14 protein-coding genes and 3 pseudogenes are annotated in these 17,886 nt (G+C 39.7%); 15 read left to right on the top strand and 2 right to left on the bottom strand.

Annotated elements, in window-relative coordinates; translation table 11 throughout:
- The first annotated feature begins 274 nt into the window (after window positions 1-274).
- Window positions 275-1,180, top strand: coding sequence for a LysR family transcriptional regulator (locus OW495_RS16575; RefSeq protein ID WP_065104069.1), 906 nt, complete (start codon window positions 275-277; stop codon window positions 1,178-1,180).
- A 62-nt stretch (window positions 1,181-1,242) separates the two neighbouring features.
- Here the strand turns inward: OW495_RS16575 and OW495_RS16570 are convergent, their stop codons facing one another.
- Window positions 1,243-3,066: a M4 family metallopeptidase gene (locus OW495_RS16570; protein WP_289887483.1), complete on the bottom strand. Its 1,824-nt coding sequence runs from the start codon at window positions 3,064-3,066 to the stop codon at window positions 1,243-1,245.
- A 610-nt stretch (window positions 3,067-3,676) separates the two neighbouring features.
- Between OW495_RS16570 and OW495_RS16565 the strand changes: the two genes are divergently transcribed.
- The 8 genes and pseudogenes from OW495_RS16565 (at window position 3,677) to OW495_RS16530 (ending at window position 13,069) form a co-directional block, all read left to right on the top strand.
- Complete coding sequence (locus tag OW495_RS16565) at window positions 3,677-4,744, top strand: hypothetical protein (protein ID WP_289887482.1); 1,068 nt, start codon at window positions 3,677-3,679, stop codon at window positions 4,742-4,744.
- A 123-nt stretch (window positions 4,745-4,867) separates the two neighbouring features.
- Window positions 4,868-6,562: an AAA family ATPase gene (locus OW495_RS16560; RefSeq protein WP_289887480.1), complete on the top strand. Its 1,695-nt coding sequence runs from the start codon at window positions 4,868-4,870 to the stop codon at window positions 6,560-6,562.
- A complete protein-coding gene (locus OW495_RS16555; RefSeq protein WP_289887479.1) occupies window positions 6,553-7,398 on the top strand; it encodes a hypothetical protein in 846 nt (281 codons plus the stop codon). The genes OW495_RS16560 and OW495_RS16555 overlap by 10 nt, the downstream gene beginning before the upstream one ends.
- A 758-nt stretch (window positions 7,399-8,156) precedes the next feature.
- Window positions 8,157-8,477: pseudogene (locus OW495_RS16550) on the top strand (NUDIX hydrolase).
- A gap of 46 nt (window positions 8,478-8,523) precedes the next feature.
- Window positions 8,524-9,414, top strand: a complete 891-nt coding sequence (locus tag OW495_RS16545; protein ID WP_289887477.1) for a hypothetical protein — start codon at window positions 8,524-8,526, stop codon at window positions 9,412-9,414.
- Window positions 9,415-9,828: 414 nt separating this feature from the next.
- A complete protein-coding gene (locus tag OW495_RS16540; RefSeq protein ID WP_289887475.1) occupies window positions 9,829-11,247 on the top strand; it encodes an SLC13 family permease in 1,419 nt (472 codons plus the stop codon).
- Between the two features lie 6 nt (window positions 11,248-11,253).
- Complete coding sequence (locus OW495_RS16535; protein ID WP_289887473.1) at window positions 11,254-12,609, top strand: ATP-binding protein; 1,356 nt, start codon at window positions 11,254-11,256, stop codon at window positions 12,607-12,609.
- Window positions 12,596-13,069: a response regulator gene (locus tag OW495_RS16530; protein ID WP_017070648.1), complete on the top strand. Its 474-nt coding sequence runs from the start codon at window positions 12,596-12,598 to the stop codon at window positions 13,067-13,069. Before OW495_RS16535 ends, OW495_RS16530 begins: the two co-directional genes overlap by 14 nt.
- Window positions 13,070-13,316: 247 nt before the next feature.
- Here the strand turns inward: OW495_RS16530 and OW495_RS16525 are convergent.
- A pseudogene (locus OW495_RS16525) lies at window positions 13,317-13,438 on the bottom strand (IS5/IS1182 family transposase); the annotation flags it as partial.
- Here OW495_RS16525 and OW495_RS23880 point away from each other — a divergent pair.
- From OW495_RS23880 to OW495_RS16500, 6 genes and pseudogenes are all read left to right on the top strand, one after another.
- A pseudogene (locus tag OW495_RS23880) lies at window positions 13,426-13,689 on the top strand (hypothetical protein); the annotation flags it as partial. The pseudogenes OW495_RS16525 and OW495_RS23880 overlap by 13 nt on opposite strands.
- A gap of 76 nt (window positions 13,690-13,765) precedes the next feature.
- Entirely contained in the window at window positions 13,766-14,629 is an 864-nt protein-coding gene (locus tag OW495_RS16520) for an MBL fold metallo-hydrolase (protein ID WP_289887470.1), read from the top strand.
- 225 nt (window positions 14,630-14,854) lie between these two features.
- On the top strand, window positions 14,855-15,262 hold the full coding sequence (locus OW495_RS16515; RefSeq protein WP_289887468.1) for a GFA family protein: 408 nt from the start codon (window positions 14,855-14,857) through the stop codon (window positions 15,260-15,262).
- A 172-nt stretch (window positions 15,263-15,434) separates the two neighbouring features.
- Entirely contained in the window at window positions 15,435-15,860 is a 426-nt protein-coding gene (locus OW495_RS16510; protein WP_289887465.1) for a hypothetical protein, read from the top strand.
- Window positions 15,861-15,966: 106 nt separating this feature from the next.
- Window positions 15,967-16,533 carry a DJ-1/PfpI family protein gene (locus tag OW495_RS16505; RefSeq protein ID WP_065104059.1) on the top strand — a complete coding sequence of 189 codons (567 nt, stop codon included), beginning with the start codon at window positions 15,967-15,969 and terminating at the stop codon, window positions 16,531-16,533.
- 629 nt (window positions 16,534-17,162) lie between these two features.
- The gene (locus OW495_RS16500) at window positions 17,163-17,639 is read left to right on the top strand and encodes a DUF2059 domain-containing protein (protein WP_289887462.1); all 477 of its coding nucleotides are present in this window, start codon (window positions 17,163-17,165) and stop codon (window positions 17,637-17,639) included.
- The last annotated feature ends 247 nt before the right edge of the window (window positions 17,640-17,886 follow it).

Below are 17,886 nucleotides of genomic sequence, written 5' to 3'. Positions count from 1 at the left end.
TATGGCAAACTCAAGCTGTTTCTAATATAAAGCCACACCTATACTAGATATCAGGAAAAGCTATATCTATATTAAAAACATGACCTTATCTATTTTTGGAATTCAATCACCCATATCCTACCGTACTAGTTCATGTTATTTTCAATTGGTGTTTTAACAATGCTCTGTCATAACCCTAACCAAAATATAGAATTAAAAAACGATAATATGGAGTCATTTAAACGGTATTATTTATGATCGTTTATTAAATTTAATGATTGCCTGAAGAGCTCGAATGAAACGATTTAACCTGAACCTCATATATTACTTTATCGCTATATATGAAGAGGGAAACCTAACGTACGCAGCAGAAAGGCTCAACATATCTCAACCTAGCCTCAGTGCGCATCTTAAGCAGCTTCGAGATGAGTATCGAGACTTACTCTTCGTTAGAAAATCATACACACTTGAGCCGACTCCGGTCGCTAACGATCTATACCCTATATTTAAGCAAGCGTATAAGCTCGTTTCGCATTCCTTACCTGAAACTCACGACTTTGATCCGCAAGAGTGCAGCTACACGTTCAGAATCGCAGCGATGAGTATTTCAAGCAGCGCCATCTTGCCCAAGATTTTGGATAAAATTCAAAAAGAAGCGCCTAACTGCATTATCGAAGTGGTCAATATCAAAGAAGATATGGTCACAGATATTCGAGAGAAAAAAATCGACTTGGTTGTTGATCTCACCAACGCTCATCCAACATTGCAGAGCCAAGAAATTTGGAGTGATGAGTTGTGTGCGGTGTGTAGCCAAAACCACGCGCAGATAGAAGAACAGCTGACCTTAGAAAGATATCTGTCTGAAAAGCACGTGATGCTGACTCATGATAATTATAGAGTGCATCAATTAACCGAGTTCCACAGTCCTATCTTTTCAGAGCGTAAAGTGGCGAGAAAGCTCAACTCCATCGCTGATTTCTCGGACACGATTTATAACAGTGATTGGATCGCGACTTTCCCTAAGTCCATCGCGAATGCTTACTTTGATAAAAGCAAAATCAAGATGTTAGACCTGCCATTTGAATACAAAACCCCATCATTGAGCGTGTATTGGCACAGCAACCGCAACGACGACATCGTGAATTTATGGTTAAGGGAACTCTTTACCAGCGAAGTCTTAAGCTTGAGCTCTGAAATATAAATAACGCCTACTCATGTGAGTAGGCGTTTTAGTTTGCATTACCGATAGAGGCTCGCGCTAACTCAATCTAAACGCAATGTTAGGCCAGCGTAGTTCGAGTATCCGCGCAGTAACACATGATAAGTCACGCCCGGTTGCGCGCTCACACTGCACTGCTCATTGTTGCCAGCGCGATACGGGCGACAATCGTAACTCGATGTCGTTGGCTTACTGCCTGATTTCACGTAAAGATCGGCATCGCCTGAACCACCAGACATTGAAACCGTCACGTTTGATGCTGAATCAACGGTGAAGGTGTAGAAGCTCTCTGAAGATTGATTCCCGCTTAGGTTCGCAATCGGTGTGCCTTTCGTTAGTACATTGCCAGTTGGAGGCGTGACACCACAACTCGCATTCACGCCTACGGTATTAAAAGCATCTTCAACATCGGCAACCACATAGCCCATGTCGGCTGCGGCTTTCGCTACGCCACAAGCACCTGCATCAAAGGTACTGTTTGCCGTCCAATACAGTTGGTTGGCGACCGTGAATATTTCAAAGCCCTTACGTACATTCCAACCCGATTTGTTCGCTAAAAGGTAAAAGGCGCGGTTATAAACACCGCTAGATAAGTGAACGTTCAAACCGTCGTAGTATTGAGAGGCATGATCAATTGAGCGGCCATCTTTTGAAGGTTGATCAAAGTAACGCAAGCCACCTTCCGATTTGAAGATATCGCTACCGACCACCCAATCCACATTGCCACGCAAGTAGTATTCAGCCGCTTCGCCTGCAATGTCTGAGAAGGCTTCATTCATACCACCCGACATATTTCGGTACACAAGACCGGAGTTTTGCTCTGTGAAGCCGTGGCTGACTTCGTGAGCACTCACGTTGATATCGACCAATGGGTAAAAGGTGTTTTTGCCATCTCCAAAAGTCATTGATGTACCATTCCAGAAAGCATTTTCATAATCGGTGCTGTAATGAACTCGCATCGTCAGCTGGAAAGTTAAAGGCGATGTGTTCATCCACTCTTTGTACATATCGAATACGACATTACCAAAGTAGTGTGCATCGTTAAGAGGCGAGTAAGCCCCGTTGATGTATTTATGATCGGTGTAGTTGGTTCCGTCGGCACAGTTGTAGCTGTAGGCTGCGCTGCCAGAGGTTCCATGATTCAAGTTGACTGTCTTAACCGAATCGTTTTCTAACGTACAAGTTGTGCCTGTTTTGTCGATGGGAAAGCTAGGGAAGTCACTGCCATATTCATATCGAGTGGTTTTGAGGTTGCCACCGGGGCCAGTACCTAATGCTTTAGCGTGGTTTAGCCCATTCCATTTTTGGAGTACATCGCCAGTCGTGGCATCAATAAAGTAGAAAGGGCGCTCTGGCATAGAGGACGCGATAAAGAAATCGACCAGATATACCACTTGGGCGACTTGGTTCTCATCCAATCTCACCATCAGTTTCGCGTTTTTATTTTCAATCGACTTTTTGCCGACAGTAAACGTGCGATGAGCAGACAGTGCGGCTTCAATCGCTTGCTCCTGATTCAGCTTTGGTGCAATGCTGGATAGGTCTCCACTGATCCCTTGTGCCATTGAACCGAACACCTGAGTGGGTTGGTTTTTGGAAAGGGTGGCGACAACGGAGGTATCAAAGACGGGTAAACCTAAGTGAGTTTGTTGGTAGCGGACTTTCGTTTTTCCATTGGGCAGTACCACCCGTTTAACTTCAGAAAAACCTAATTCTAGTGGAGCAACACTCTTCGACTGAGCGACGAGACTTTGTTGGAATAATGCATCATTATCGACTCTGACCATTTCTGCAGCGTGTGCATTAAAGCCAAAAGAGGTACCTAGAATAGCTGCTATTTTCCAGCTTAGTTGACGTTGTTGGTTCATTTTTCGTTCCTGATTTTAATATAAACTCCTTCTTCCCAACGGCTTTATAGGAAGTCTATATGCAACACGCTAATGCCATGTGTTGCGAATCAAGATTGGAAGAGCATTTGGATTTATGACAAGTTTATCAGGGAGATTGAATTTTATGGTATGTAATTCAAAGTTTACAAAGGCTCTTATTGATCAAATTGTTTTTATAAAATGTAAATTTGTTATTTATCGTAAACGTATGATAGGGCGTGATTTATTAAAATCCGTTTTGTTTGAATTGATAGAATAAATTTCTTTAAGTTAATCTCGATATTTTTCTGTTTTTATCTTAATTACAAATGAGTAAATAACCGAGTTTTTGGAAGTTGCAATATTGTCTTTATTATCAATAGTAATCTTGTTTTAACAATGTTACTAAGTACAGATCTAATCTTTTCTACATTTGATTTTGTTAGACAGAAAAAGATCTACATTTTCTTGTTCAATCACAAACTAAGAACGATAAGTCATTGTTATGAATGGAGTAAGTCGCTTAAGATAGGCAGCATAGGAACTAGACAGAAAAATTCTTAATTTAAATACAGAATTTCTCTGTCTAATAGCTGTAATAGGAATTGAAATGGATCTATTCGAACTAAAAGTATCAGAAGAAAAATTACACCAGAATTTTAGTAATATTTTGGTGCCTGAGAGAGAGGTAGAGCGTAAGTTGTTTCAATCATGGGCTGATGGTTTTCTGGATCGAGATAAAAAGTTTGTAAAGGAACTTCAAACTACCTTTAACTCGAGTTTTTGGGAAATATATCTATTTAAGGTAATTAAAGACCTTGGTTATTCTGTAGACTGGACTAACTCTGCTCCCGACTTCGATATTGTATCTCCGTTTTTTAACTTCACGATAGAAGCAACAACAGCTAATGCGGCAAATGGAAAACCAAATGAATGGGACAAAAAATTTTCCCAAGAAGAGTTAAAGAAACTAAAGCGTTTCACTGAGATCAATAGGGAAGCAATGATACGGTTGGCAAACTCATTTTTAAGTAAATCAAAAAAATACTTAACATCATACTCAAAACTAGAACATGTAAAGAGAAAGCCCTTTGTACTCGCTATTGCACCGTTTGAGCAACCACATTTTAACCTACAATATAATCGACCAATTAATGCGGTATTGTATAACCAGTACGTCGATGAGGATGTACATTTAGACAATCCTCAAAAATACCCAATGGGGCCACCAACTGTAGAACTAGATTTTATTGAGAAAGATAATGGTGCAGAAGTACCGCTAGGTTTCTTCTCAACGAATGAATTCGAGCATATAAGTGCTGTCGTGTTTTCTTGTACAGCATCATGGGGAAAGCTCAGTGCAATGAGCTTAGATTTTGGTTCAAATGTTGAAGTTCGCTCTGTTTGGTCTAGCTCAAAAGATGGAGTTCCCACTAAAAGAGCCTTAATGAACCAAGAGCACTCAGAAACAGCAGTTGATGGTTTACAGGTTTATCATAATCCTTATGCTTTGGCTCCATTACCGTTTGAAGTGTTTGATAAAAAGGGTGTTGTCCAAACGTATTTTGATCCCAAGACAAAAGAAATAGCCCGACATGGGCTTGAGCATGCGTTGTACTTTAGGCAGGTTGTGCGTCTAGCCCCCCAAAAAAAACCTATAACAAACTGTATAAAATGATTTGCAACACGTGGCATTTTTGCTAAGCGTTGATTTTAGTTATTAATGTGGTTTTCGGGAGGGATTAGGTATTGCATTGCTCACACCTTAACAGGGTGTTAAAAAAATTAAATAAGGTGAAAAATGAAAGTTATATATCTAAATCAAAACTCAGAAAAATATAAAGAATTAAAAGAATTAAAGTTGAATTTTATCGCGCTATGGAGTGATAATTGGGATGACTATGATTATAAAACAACCCTAAATGCGAACGCATTTATTGATGGTAAGGAAGTTGATTTACCACGAATTAAAATATTATTTGATGATATACAAGTGACGTTTAAATATTTAAACGATTTGCTTAAAGAAGGATGGGATGGATATTTTCCCTTAGTAGGGAAAAACTATGTGTCATTACCCGTTTCAATGGACTTCTATGAGCTATTAATTGGGCATGCATGTATAGATCAAGCTCGTACTTGTGCTGAAATTTTGAATGACGCAAGTTATAGTATTAGAATAAAAGATGATGAATCTATTATTAATTTGTCAAATAATTCTGCATTTTCAACCTCTTTACTTAGAGATCGAAGTGCTGGTGTAGCATTGCAAGAAGGTTGGAGGTTATTTAATGATGATTTCATTGAGATTTCAAATTTTTCTTTTGATTTCGATATAGGTAATAAAAGTAAATCAATTCCTTTTGATTTCGAAACGAAAATATTACCACATGAAATTAACGTATTAATTGGGCCTAATGGATGCGGAAAATCACAAACATTGCATAAAATGGTAAGTAAATGGTTAGACCCTTCATTAGATGATAGTGGTATGTATTCTAAAGAACTCAATGTGCGTAAGCTAATTGTTGTGTCATATAGTCCATTTGAATTATTTCCTGTTGACTTAAATAATTTTGATAATATAAGTGATAAATCAGTCTATAACTATTTTGGTTTAAGACGTCGAAGTAATACTGTAGACAAATCAAAGAATAGAATTAAGTTGTCAAGAAGTTACCCTCAAACTGATGCTGTTGATTCTATTCTTAATTGTGTTGTTGATGATATTAAATTCAATATGATAAAAGATTGGTCAAATAAAATTGATACAGTGTATTCAGTATTAAATGAAGCGATTGAATTTGATTCAATCGCTATTGAAATAACAAATAAAGTTAATAAGGCCGATCTATATTCTGGTTTTATTTTTGGAGCTGAACCTGTTTTTGAAAAAGATGGGAAGAGGTATATAAAAATATCAAACGATACAAATACATCACTAAATATTGATGAAATACGAAAGCATGTAATAAAAACATCTGGAGTTTGTTTCTTCAAAAAAGGAAAATTACAAAAAATGAGTTCAGGGCAAAGGCTATTTTCATATATTGTAATTAATATTTTAGGTTCTATAAAGAAAAATAGTCTAATTATAGTTGATGAACCTGAGCTATTTCTACACCCAACATTAGAAATTGAATTTGTCAGTATGCTCAAGAAGATTTTGAAAAATTATTTTTCAAAAGCTATTTTGGCTACTCATTCTTTAGTTACAGTTCGTGAGGTTCCAAAATCATGCGTGCATGTATTCAAAAAAGAATTAGATGAGACGTACATTAATAACCCACCATTTGAAACATTTGGCGGCGATATTCAACGAATATCGTCTTATGTTTTTGGCGATAAATCCACCTCAAAACCATACGAAGCTTGGATAAAAAGTGAATTGGAAAAATATGGTTCAGCCAAAGCATTAATTGATGCTCTTGGTCGAGATATAAATGAAGAAATGATTGTTCAAATTCACGCTATGGATAAAAAAGAATGGTTTTAAAGTTAAATATTCCAGATTTAGTTGAAGACGAGTTAGCATTTGTCGACGAGATTGTTTCTGAAAGAACGCAAGAGCCAAATAAAACATATTTCACCGATTTTCGTACAAAATGGAAAGATAGGGTTACTGAATATGAAACTAACAGAGGGGATCCAGAATTAATAAATGAGTCGACAGAGATTGATAGCAAAAATAAATTTATTAATTTATATGGAACAAAGGTTGATACAATGTATCAAAAGTTGATTATTGACCAGTTAAGGGAGAGGACATTACAAATTTGTCCAGCATGTGGAGAGGATGGTACTCCAAATACTTTAGACCATTATCTACCTAAGGACTTATATCCAGAGTTTTCTATCCTATCTAAGAATCTATTCCCTATGTGTGATATTTGTCAGGGAAAAAAATCAACGAAGGTACTTAGTCCTGCACGAAAGAGGATATTTCTTCATCCGTATTATGATGATTTCTTAAATAATCAAGTCATTAATTTGTGCATTGAAAAACCATTTAATGCACCTGAAGGTTTTTCTTTGAAAGTCGCAGAAGGTATTGATGTTCAGAGTAGAAATGTTGTAATGAGACATATTAAAGAAATAGAATTTACTGGCAGGTACTCAAAGTTTTTTAAAGATGAGTATTTCAGATTATTAAGGGTTGTAAAGATGATGCGTGATAATGACCACAATATAGAACAGCAAATTGATTCTTTTATGGCTATGGCTAAAGATAAGTCTATAAACTCATGGGGGCATATTCTTTATTCTGGGGTTAGATCTAACCCTGAATTAATGGATTATCTTAAAAATGGAGATTTGTCCCCGCATCTGTAATTCGTTTAACTAATGCATCAACACGATTTACTACACTCGGCAATCTCAGTTTGCCGAGTGTTTCTCGTTTTAAGACGTCAATTTTGAGTAAAATTGCTTGGTAGTAGACGTGCTATGTAGACGCTGATGGAGATCTTCATAATTTCCCCAGCTCTACATTGTGTGTCAGCCTTTGATATTCGAACATTCCCCATTGATATTGGAATTCGTTAATTTGATATCGCCGATGATTTCGAACCTCTCTTCCTAGACAAGGTATGGATAGAACTCGGCGGTATTTAATGCTTTTGACTTGGAAGTCAAAATGTCATTTGGCTCGTACTGCAATTAGATCATCTCACTACATCAATATTTCAGCGAGCAACGCAATAAGAAGCAGGATATCCAATCGCTTAGTACAACGAGTTCTGTTGTGACGAATTGCGATCCCCTAAGTGGTGCTATTTAAACCGCAGAATGCCTCTTCTATTGTCACCCGCTTAGTGTACAGATTGGTAATTTGTACTTCATTTAAGGTATATCTAGGGGCATCAGTCGAGAGTAACCACGGCTCCTTTGCTCTGGGTTGGTAGATATGGGTAGCGGAGTGTTTTTGGCTAGCTCTGAAATGGCGCTGGGGTTTTCTACCATATCCAAAAAGTTGTTCACGAACACTGCACCAATCATTAAGGAAAGCTCAGATGAAAAACATTGCTATGGCGGTGGTTGTAAGAGGTGGGAAAGTCCTCGTCCAAAAGCGCTTTTGACATGGTCAAGGTATGGTCTTTGAGTTCCCAGGAGGTTAAGTTGATCCCGGTGAGTCGGGTAGCCAAGCCGCAATTAGAGAGTTCTGGGAAGAAACAGGTCTTAAAGGTTTACAACTGCTCGGAACTCATCAAGGTAAGAACGACTTCGGTGGTGAAATTCACTATGTAGTTTTGCGTGCGGATCAGAATGAAGAGCCTAAAATGGTCGATGCAGAAAGGCAGCAAACTTTCTATTGGTTAGAGCCCTCTGCGATTCCTATTGATGATTTTTATTGTGCAGATATCGAGTTTATAGAGAAGTATTTGAGTCGATATACCTCTCAAAGATGCTAGTTACATAACCACCATCTCTATTCATCGTTAGTTTCAAGGAGGAAACATGACAAGCGACCAATTAATGGAAAAGGCACTTTATAGCAGTGCCAGCATCCATCAACCTCATTCTTTAAAAGCCTACTTGGCTTCGAATTATCTAAATGGGTATTTCGCTAAATCAGACAATGTGTGGCTTAAAACGAGTGAGTTGATAGACCAAACTGAGATTGAAGTTTTAGGTGAGTACTCTGCAACGCTACAAGCGCCCAAGTTCTCAGATTTTCGTATTCAAAGGATATTGGATAACGGGGTATACCCAGCGGCGTATGCTGCTTTAACGCAGTGGCATGAGAATAAGGGCTTTCAAGACATCTTCGCGCATTGCGTTTCGCAGGCTTCTCGAACAAGCGAATATCTTTCCCACAATGTGACTATCTTATTGGCGTTAAATCGTGTTTACCGTGAGTTAGAGCCGTCTCAAGTTCCAGTATTCCTTAACCGCTTCACAGAATTTGTCACATCGACTCGTTCTGACGGTGACCGAAGCCCTGACACAAGCGAAGTCGTAGAGCTCGATAAGGTATTACAAGCATGCCTAAAACAGTTTGGTTTCTTTGGGCATAACTTAATTACGCTGACGTGGATAATGCGTTGTAAGGAAGAGCTGTCGAAAGAGCAATATGACGTAATGCTTTCTAATCTCTATCAACAGGCCAATAGCCCTTTGGAAGATCCTGATGATGAGATTAATCAAGCTATCTTGGCGCAGTGTCAAAGCTCAGATAATTCAAATGAGCTCTATGACAATGTCCACCGATTGGTTTTTGGGTATACGTCGAATCTTCACCAGATAACGCTAGCGGATGCATTGTGCTTTCTTCACGAACGATTCCCTGCACATACATCGGAGCTAAAGCACATTGCCGAGTATCAGTGTCGGCTGTTAGAAAAGTGAGTTTAAGTAGGACGTTGCATTTAACTTATGAAACGTTATCAGTCTAGTTAGCGCAGAAGTACAACTTACACGCTAATCAGATCTCAAATTGAAAAAAAGAGCTACTCGATAATGCAGCTGTGCTCTTTACTTCTGAAAACCAGTCAGGTGTGAAATATAGCTCACATATTACGGCTCTCCCACGCAAAGGCGAACGCTTGCTTTTTGTTTCTCGGAATTTAATTGCAACAGTAAATGACACACAAACGTAGAGGTAGCGCACAGAATCGAAAAAGGGGATATCGCGATTACGTAATCATTGATCTAGCCGATAGTGAGATAGTGATAAGAGGTCGATAATTCGTTGTCGGATCTAAATTAGAACTTTAAATCTAATTTCTAAGTAGTTGTTATCTCAGGAAGAGTTTTTGTGCTATGCGCCCCTATATTAAATACATTGTCCCTATTTTAATTCCTTTCATTATCCTCGTAATGCCGCTATCAGCGTTTCCATTTGAAGGCCTTACGATTATTCAACAACGCGTTATCGCGATCTTTTTATTAGCGGCATTGTGCTGGGTGTTCGAGCCCATCCCGATCTACGCGACGTCTGTTGTTATTATCGTTCTGCAATTGTTGATGTTGTCGGATAAAGGGCTGATCTTTTTAAGGTTTGATCATGGGGAAGAACATTTTGGTGAGCTGTTAAAATACAGCGACATCATGGCGACGTTCGCCAGCCCAATCATCATGCTGTTTTTAGGTGGTTTTTTCTTAGCGATGGCCGCCACTAAATATCGATTAGACGTAAACTTAGCCCGTGTATTATTGAAGCCATTTGGACAAGACCCAAAGTTTGTGATGCTCGGCTTAATGTTGATCACTGGTATCTTTTCGATGTTTATGTCTAACACGGCAACAACGGCAATGATGCTATCTATTTTAACGCCGGTACTGGCTGTGTTTGGCCCCAAAGACCCCGGTCGTATAGCGTTTGCGCTTTGTATTCCTGTTGCCGCTAACATCGGTGGCATTGGTACCCCGATCGGTACCCCGCCGAACGCTATCGCACTTAAATATTTAGTTGGCGATAACCTCATTACGTTCGGTGAATGGATGGCATTTGGTGTGCCATTTGTTGTTATTATGATGGCGTTAGCGTGGTTTTTAATAGGCTTTATGTACAAAGCTGACCAAAAGAAAATCGAACTAAGTATTAAAGGTAAATTCCTTAAAACACCCAAAGCCATTGCGGTGTACGTCACTTTTGCGCTGACCATCATTCTTTGGTTAATGGGCTCAAGCCATGGTATGAACTCTTATACCGTCGCTCTTATTCCTGTCGCTGTGTTCTCACTCACAGGGATCATCAATAAAGAAGACCTGAAAAAGATTTCTTGGGACGTACTGTGGCTTGTATCAGGTGGTATTGCGCTTGGTTTAGCGCTCGATAAAACTGGCTTAGCAAGACTCGTGGTACACAGCATTCCGTTTGATTCCTACTCACCATATGTGGTGTTGTTCGGAGCGGCGTTCTTGTGTTTGGTAATGGCAAACTTTATGTCTCATACCGCAACGGCTAACTTGTTAATGCCAATTATGGCCGCATTAGGTTCGTCTATGGCTTCACTCACGCCACTAGGCGGTGAATTAACGTTAATTCTGGTTGTGACTTTTGCCGCTTCATTAGGTATGTCGCTGCCAATCAGTACGCCACCGAATGCGTTGGCTCATGCTACTGGTCATGTGCAAAGTAATCAAATGGCCAGAATCGGTATTATTTTGGGTGTGGTTGGTGTGCTATTGAGCTTTGTTATGGTGTGGGTGCTACATTCAATTGGTCACATAGGATAACGATACGTGTATCAACAAAAGCTAGAAGCACTGATCGATCGCTATTTTAATCAGACAGAACGTCGGGTGACGTGCCGTGCCGGTAACACCATTATTGAACAATCAGCGTTAAACACTCGTTTGTATTATGTGTTTAGTGGAGAACTGGAAGGGTTTTATTCCGAAGCGAATACACCGCAAGTGCGAGTATTTAGTGCGGGTAGTGGGGCTTTTATAGGCGTTCATAGCTTCTTTTCAGGTAATTGGACAGCATCTTCAACGGTTGTTGCCAAAACCGATGTCGAGTTAGCGTGGATCGATAAAGACACGCCTGCAGAAGATGAACGTAAATTTGGTCCTCTTACCGCACAGTTCACACCTGTGATTGTCAATGAGTTGTCGCGTCGTCAACGCCGTGCAACACAAGAAGCGATAGCGAAACAAAAAGCGCTAGAGAAGTTACATACTGCTGAGCAAATGACGACCTTGGGTCAATTGGCTGCAGGGATTGCCCATGAGCTTAACAACGCTATTGGTGTAGTAAATAGCAAATCTGGTCGACTTGAAACGGTCATCATGGATCTGCTTGAAGAAGTGCATCCAGAAGCCAGTCAATTTTTCGATTTTGGGTTAATGCATGGTCAGAAAACGTCGTCGTTAGAAGCACGATCACGTGGGCGACAATTTGAAAGAAAATATGGTTTAGACAAAAACATTGCTCGCTCTCTTGCAAAGGCGATTCCAATTGACGCTTTATCTGCAACAGACGTTATTTCAAAACATTGGCTGAAAAACCCAGAAGAAGCGATTCGTTTTTGGCAGATGGGCTGTGATTTACATGATTTACGTTTGGCATCTAGACACACTGTCGGCATTGTAAAATCGGTTAAACAACTTGGCAGAGTTGATATTGACACCGAAGAAGCGGTTGATATTAATGACTCCATTAACCATGCCTTATCGTTGTTACAAAGTGAGTTACGTAGAGTATCTGTGCGATTGAGCCCTGCAGATTTGCCGACTTTTAAAGGCTCGAAAACAGAGCTCGTTCAGATTTGGGTCAACATTGTAAAGAATGCTTGTGATGCAATGTCGAATTCAGACGATGCTGCAATAGAAATTCAAACCAGATTAAGTAAGAAAAGAATATTAGTTACGATCGCGAATAACGGCCCTGAGATAGACGAGGTGACTCGTAGAAAGGTATTTCAGCCCAACTTCACCACTAAAAAAGGTGGTTTATCGTTTGGATTGGGCTTGGGTTTATCAATCGTTAAGCGGATTGTGGCGGGTTATGGCGGAAGTATTATTGTGAAAAGTGATGCTTCTAAAACTGTATTTAGAATCAAGTTACCAATAGAGGGTGAACATGGAGAAGCTTAATTTAATCTGTGTCGATGACCAGAGAGAAGTACTGAGCGCAGTGATACAAGATTTAGAGCCGCTGGCGAGTTGGCTGAATATTGAAGATTGTGAATCAGCGCAAGAAGTGCTTGATCTCATTGATGAACTTGACGCAGAAGGCGAACACATTACCGTCATTGTGTCTGATCATGTGATGCCAGGGAAAACGGGTGTGGAGTTACTCACTGAAGTGTTCCATGACAGTCGATTTCCGAATACTAAGAAAATTCTTCTTACGGGGCAGGCCACTCACACCGATACCATCAATGCGATTAATGCAGCAGGCATCGACCGTTACTTTGAAAAGCCTTGGCAAGCAAGCACATTAGTTGAATGCATTCGCACTCTTGTCACTGAGTACATATTTGATCAAGGGCTTGATTACACGGACTATCAGAATGAGCTCGACCAGCAGGTTGTGTTGAGACGCTTACGTTAGTCTCTTATGTCAGTCGCTTGAAACTATATGCACCGAAGGATGCTTTCTGAAGGATATCGTCTTTGAAAGATGTAATCTTTCGGTGCCTATATTACCTATCTCTTTTAGTCGTTCAGGTTTTAGTACTCAGTTATTAACACACTGGTTGCTGGCTTAAGTCTAAAACTTATACGCTACGCCAACGCCAACCAAAATTGAAGTTAATGCATATCTTTATACACCACATGAGTGCCGTTCTTGCCTCCAGTACCTCAAGGATACTACGACGTGCTTGTTTCAGTAAGTTCGAAGTACTTCTTCATCTGTAACCGTCGACAAACTTAGCTCGGCTGCAATAATTTCATGAGTGCTTGTATCGACAGCAATATGAGTCGATGATTTCTAATCTCTATCAACAGGCCAATAGCCCTTTGGAATACTCTGACGATGAGATTGATCAAGCTATCTTAACGCAGTGTCAAAGCTCAGATAATTCAGATGGACTCTATGACAATGTCCACCGATTGGTTTTTGGGTATACGTCGAATCAACACCAGATAATCCTAGCGGATGCATTGTGTTTTCTTCAGGAACGATTGCCTGGACATACTACAGAGCTAAAATGTGTCGCAGAGTATTAGTGTCGTCTGTTAGAACAGTGAATTTAATTAGGACGTTGCAGCTAACTTATGCGTCGTTATCAGTCTAGGAAGTAAAATGAAAAAATTGGTTTTGGCTTTGTTGTTATTGGTTTCGACCAGTGCGATGGCATCTGAAAACGTTCCGGAAATGTCGATTAAAAACGGCTATGTTGAACCGTTCCAAATGTTCGATAACGTTTATTACGTTGGTGATAGATGGGTGTCGTCTTATGCGTTAGAGACTGCAAAGGGATTAGTTCTGATTGATACACTCGATTTCCCTTATTCGATGTGGATACCCATCAATCTAAAAAAGCTTGGGTTACAAGATAAGGCCATTACTCATATTTTGGTGACTCACGGCCATTCTGATCATGCTGGTGGAGCGCAATTTCTCCAGTCTGAATATGGTTCAAAGGTCGTGATGACACAAAAGGGTTATGAGTTAGCCGTAGCTCAAGCGAACAAAAGCAGTGGTAAGAATACGTTTTTACCGCCCAAGGTAGACTTCTTTGTGCAAGATAGTAGTAGTCTTATTGTCGCTGCGGACGAGTTTAAGTTCTACCTTACGCCCGGCCACACAGAAGGGGATTATTCAATAGATCTTATGGTGAAAGACAACGGCACATCACATCGCGCATTTGTAGTTGGCGGTCACAGTATTAATGCACGAGATCCAAAGTTAGCGAAGCAGTTCTTCGAGAGCATGGACAGAGTGAGAGAGATCGCTTTGCAGCCACCTGTGGTGAGCGTGAATTTGTCTAATCATCCCCATAAGAATCATCTATTCGCTAATCGTGAGAAACGAAATGCCGATGGTTCGAACAATCCGTTCATTAGCGAAAGTAACTTCTTTAGCTTTTTAGACCAGCAAGAAGCCTTAGCGAATGAAAAACTCAGTGATGCACAACAGCGGAATAAATCGGAAAGTTCACAGTAGACGCTCGCTTAAGTATAGATACGACTAACACGAGCCATTCGTAGTTTGTTCTTGCTAGGCAATGAAGAGGTTGCAACCAACTTATGTGATTTCTTGATCGCAGCAGCGAATGAAACCGGTTCTGTGTCTGATAAAACGGTGCAATATTGACATAATACGTTAAATGGTTAGAAGCTCGCAAAAGCCAGTGGGTTACACACTGTATGAAAGGGAAGGAGACTCAGGATGAGTACAGGTTTTAAAGGTTCGTGTTTGTGTGGCAGTGTTCGTTTTTCTGTTGAAGGGTTCAGCGAAAAAGCAGCCAACTGCCATTGTTCAATGTGCCGAAAATTTCATGGCGCCGCTTTCGGGACGTTAGTTGGTGTACAAGGCTTAAACTGGCTTTCAGGAATTGATTTACTCAAAGAATTTGTGGCACCAAACGGCACAACACGAACATTCTGTTCCAATTGTGGTTCAAGCCTTGGCTTTAGAGTACAAGGTGAACCTCTTGAAAATATCGAGTTGGCGATATCGACATTTGATGTGGATATTCCAGTCAAAATTGACGCTCAAATTTATACAAACTACAAAGCGAACTGGTGTGAATTACAGCCAGATTTACCTAAGTATTCAGAAGGGCGAACAAGCTAGTCGAGCTTTCGAGTCTTTGAATCGCACAGTGATGCTGGGTTACGTACTTGGTGTTGCCAATGCTTAACGCATGTTGACTTCTCTCCCCAATTTTATTGAGGCAGCTCGAAAAGATCGGGTTTTCACACAATCCTATATTGGCACCTATCCATACTGAACCTAGGAGGAAAGTATGAGATGGTTAATCATTAAAAATGCGTTAATTACGCTGACTATAGGGTTTGTCATTGTATGGCTAAGTTATCGAGGAGAGTATCTAGTCACAGCGTCAGTTTACCCGACCGACTTTGTGTTCTTATGGTTAGGCGTTGTTTTAGCTGGCTTCGCATCGATTTATACAATAAATGATATTCAACGAGGTTCATCGCACAAGTCTGCTGTGATTTATGCATTTTATTATTATGGTGCATTCGGTCTTTTTGCCGACGGCCACGTTGCGGGTTGGGCTCATAGCACTGGTTACATTGAGAAATTGTTTATGTCTGGCTTTATAATTTTCGTCTCGTTATTTTCAATAGTCGTGCCGTTAATCGTGTTCACGATATCTGTTATACAGGCACACCTCCTTTCTATCGCCGTTGAAAATAGGCAGCTGTAAATAAGCCAGTTATCTATATGTATGAGTTCTTAAATAGGAGTGTTAATTAGTTAAATAAGGTGCGAATGTTAGTCTAAATATTCATCATTTTGTACATGGAGGTACAATGAACATCGGTATCTATATTTATAATCAAGCAGAAGTTCTCGACTTCTCTGGGCCATTTGAAGTCTTTAGTACGGCAAAGCGCTTAGGTGCTGAAGATCTAAATGTATTCATGGTTTCTGAGCACGCCGAGCCAGTTGTTGCCCGTGGTGGGTTTAAAGTTTTGGCTGACTACTCGTTACAAAATCATCCAGAGATAGATTTGTTAATGGTAGTTGGTGGTGTGCATACTGACGAGATGAACAAGTCGAATGTACTGGATTGGTTGGTATCAGTTGAGCCGAATGCTGAACAAGTTGTGTCAGTTTGTACTGGCGTATTTTTATTGGCTAAAGCTGGATTACTTAAAGGGTTAACCGTTACTACTCATTGGGAAGATATTTCTGATTTGTCATTGCAGTTCCCTGATTTAAATGTGACTACCGAGCAGCGTTGGGTGACATCAGGTAAATTCACAACTTCAGGTGGTATTTCTGCTGGTATAGATATGAGCTTACATCTGATATCTGAGCGCTATGGTTTAGAATTTTCCACGGTCGTCGCTCGGCAAATGGAATACAACTGGTAGGAATACGCATAACTAACGTTCTAAAAAGATCACTATCGACTCTGACTATTTTCCAGGTGTGCAGTGAAGCTGAAAGACGTACCTAGAATGGCTGATATCTTCTAGCTTACTTGACGTTGTGGGCTAATTTTTTGTTCCTGATTTTAATCTAAATACCCTTTCCCACTGCTTTATAGTAAGTCTATATGCAGCACTCTAATATCATGTGTTATGACAAGTCTTTGAGAGATTAAATCTTATTGTTTATCGTAAGTGGGTGGGTGTATATGCGTTAGTAAATTCAATGCTGTTTGAATTTTATGTACTGATTTTATTCAATTAAAAATATATCAGTAATGATATTTTTGGATCTTTAATATTATTATTTCTATCAGTTTTCAGGATTTTTAGTATGTATCAATCAAAACGAAACTGAGTTTTTTGTTAATAAACCTGCGAAAGTTTGCGTAATGTTGCATATCTCCAGTGAATTAAGGTAAAAGCTATATAACCTCTTGTTATTTATAAAGTAGGTCAAGTAAGATTAGTGACTTAAAGAGCGGAGCAGAAAGCTTAGGGTGCGAAATCAGACGCCGTCAGCTTAATAACCGTTATACGCCATAGCATTCTATCAAATAAAAGGAATCAGCATGTTTAAAGGGTTTAGTCTAGTCCTGTCAGTTTTCATTTGTACATTTGCACAAGCTAATACTTCCGTTGAGTTTGAAACTGCGCAAAAATTGTTGACGGCGATGGACGTTGATAAACAAATGTTAGGTGGTTTCGAGGCTATGTTGCCAATCGTTAATCAGATAGCGGGTAAGCTTGAGCTTAATTCTCAAGAAACTGATCAACTAAAAGATCTTTATAAAGATTGGTTTGAAAATGATATTGATAGAGTAAAAATGCGTATCGAAATTGCAAAGCTCTATTCTAATCAATTTACCGTTACGGAAATGAACCAAATAATAGAGTTTTACGACACGCCAATTGGGCAAAAGCTGATACAAAAATCGCCAGAGTTAGCAAAGCTTGGAGCGCAAATTGGCATGACAGAAGCTCAAGATAAGCAACAACAATTACTTGAAAGAATCACTCCTTTTATAAAGGAGCATAGTGCTAAGTAACAGGTGTATTAGTTATGACTACGGAATGAATGATTGACCTGTAGCCGCGCTTTTGTCCCATATGGTGCAATCTGTCAGAACCATGTGGGATGACAATCCTCTACGTATTACAGTTGTTATTGCTGCTTACTTCGGTTTTTCTTTCGAGAACAATACATCATAACGGACTTCCTCTAGAAAATATCGCACTTGTAAACTCGACATTCGACGTGGGTGTTCCAGTCAAAATCGATGCTCAGATCTACAC

The organism is Vibrio sp. 14N.309.X.WAT.E.F5 (assembly GCF_030397615.1).
Lineage (GTDB): Bacteria > Pseudomonadota > Gammaproteobacteria > Enterobacterales > Vibrionaceae > Vibrio > Vibrio lentus.
This window is presented reverse-complemented; position numbering and strand designations above follow the sequence as displayed.

Bases quoted from the DNA above. Each gene is read 5' to 3' on its own strand.
- OW495_RS16575 (WP_065104069.1), top strand. From the start codon at position 275: ATGAAACGATTTAACCTGAACCTCATATATTACTTTATCGCTATATAT.
- OW495_RS16570 (WP_289887483.1), bottom strand. From the start codon at position 3,066: ATGAACCAACAACGTCAACTAAGCTGGAAAATAGCAGCTATTCTAGGT.
- OW495_RS16565 (WP_289887482.1), top strand. From the start codon at position 3,677: ATGGATCTATTCGAACTAAAAGTATCAGAAGAAAAATTACACCAGAAT.
- OW495_RS16560 (WP_289887480.1), top strand. From the start codon at position 4,868: ATGAAAGTTATATATCTAAATCAAAACTCAGAAAAATATAAAGAATTA.
- OW495_RS16555 (WP_289887479.1), top strand. From the start codon at position 6,553: ATGGTTTTAAAGTTAAATATTCCAGATTTAGTTGAAGACGAGTTAGCA.
- OW495_RS16545 (WP_289887477.1), top strand. From the start codon at position 8,524: ATGACAAGCGACCAATTAATGGAAAAGGCACTTTATAGCAGTGCCAGC.
- OW495_RS16540 (WP_289887475.1), top strand. From the start codon at position 9,829: ATGCGCCCCTATATTAAATACATTGTCCCTATTTTAATTCCTTTCATT.
- OW495_RS16530 (WP_017070648.1), top strand. From the start codon at position 12,596: ATGGAGAAGCTTAATTTAATCTGTGTCGATGACCAGAGAGAAGTACTG.
- OW495_RS16520 (WP_289887470.1), top strand. From the start codon at position 13,766: ATGAAAAAATTGGTTTTGGCTTTGTTGTTATTGGTTTCGACCAGTGCG.
- OW495_RS16515 (WP_289887468.1), top strand. From the start codon at position 14,855: ATGAGTACAGGTTTTAAAGGTTCGTGTTTGTGTGGCAGTGTTCGTTTT.
- OW495_RS16510 (WP_289887465.1), top strand. From the start codon at position 15,435: ATGAGATGGTTAATCATTAAAAATGCGTTAATTACGCTGACTATAGGG.
- OW495_RS16505 (WP_065104059.1), top strand. From the start codon at position 15,967: ATGAACATCGGTATCTATATTTATAATCAAGCAGAAGTTCTCGACTTC.
- OW495_RS16500 (WP_289887462.1), top strand. From the start codon at position 17,163: ATGTTTAAAGGGTTTAGTCTAGTCCTGTCAGTTTTCATTTGTACATTT.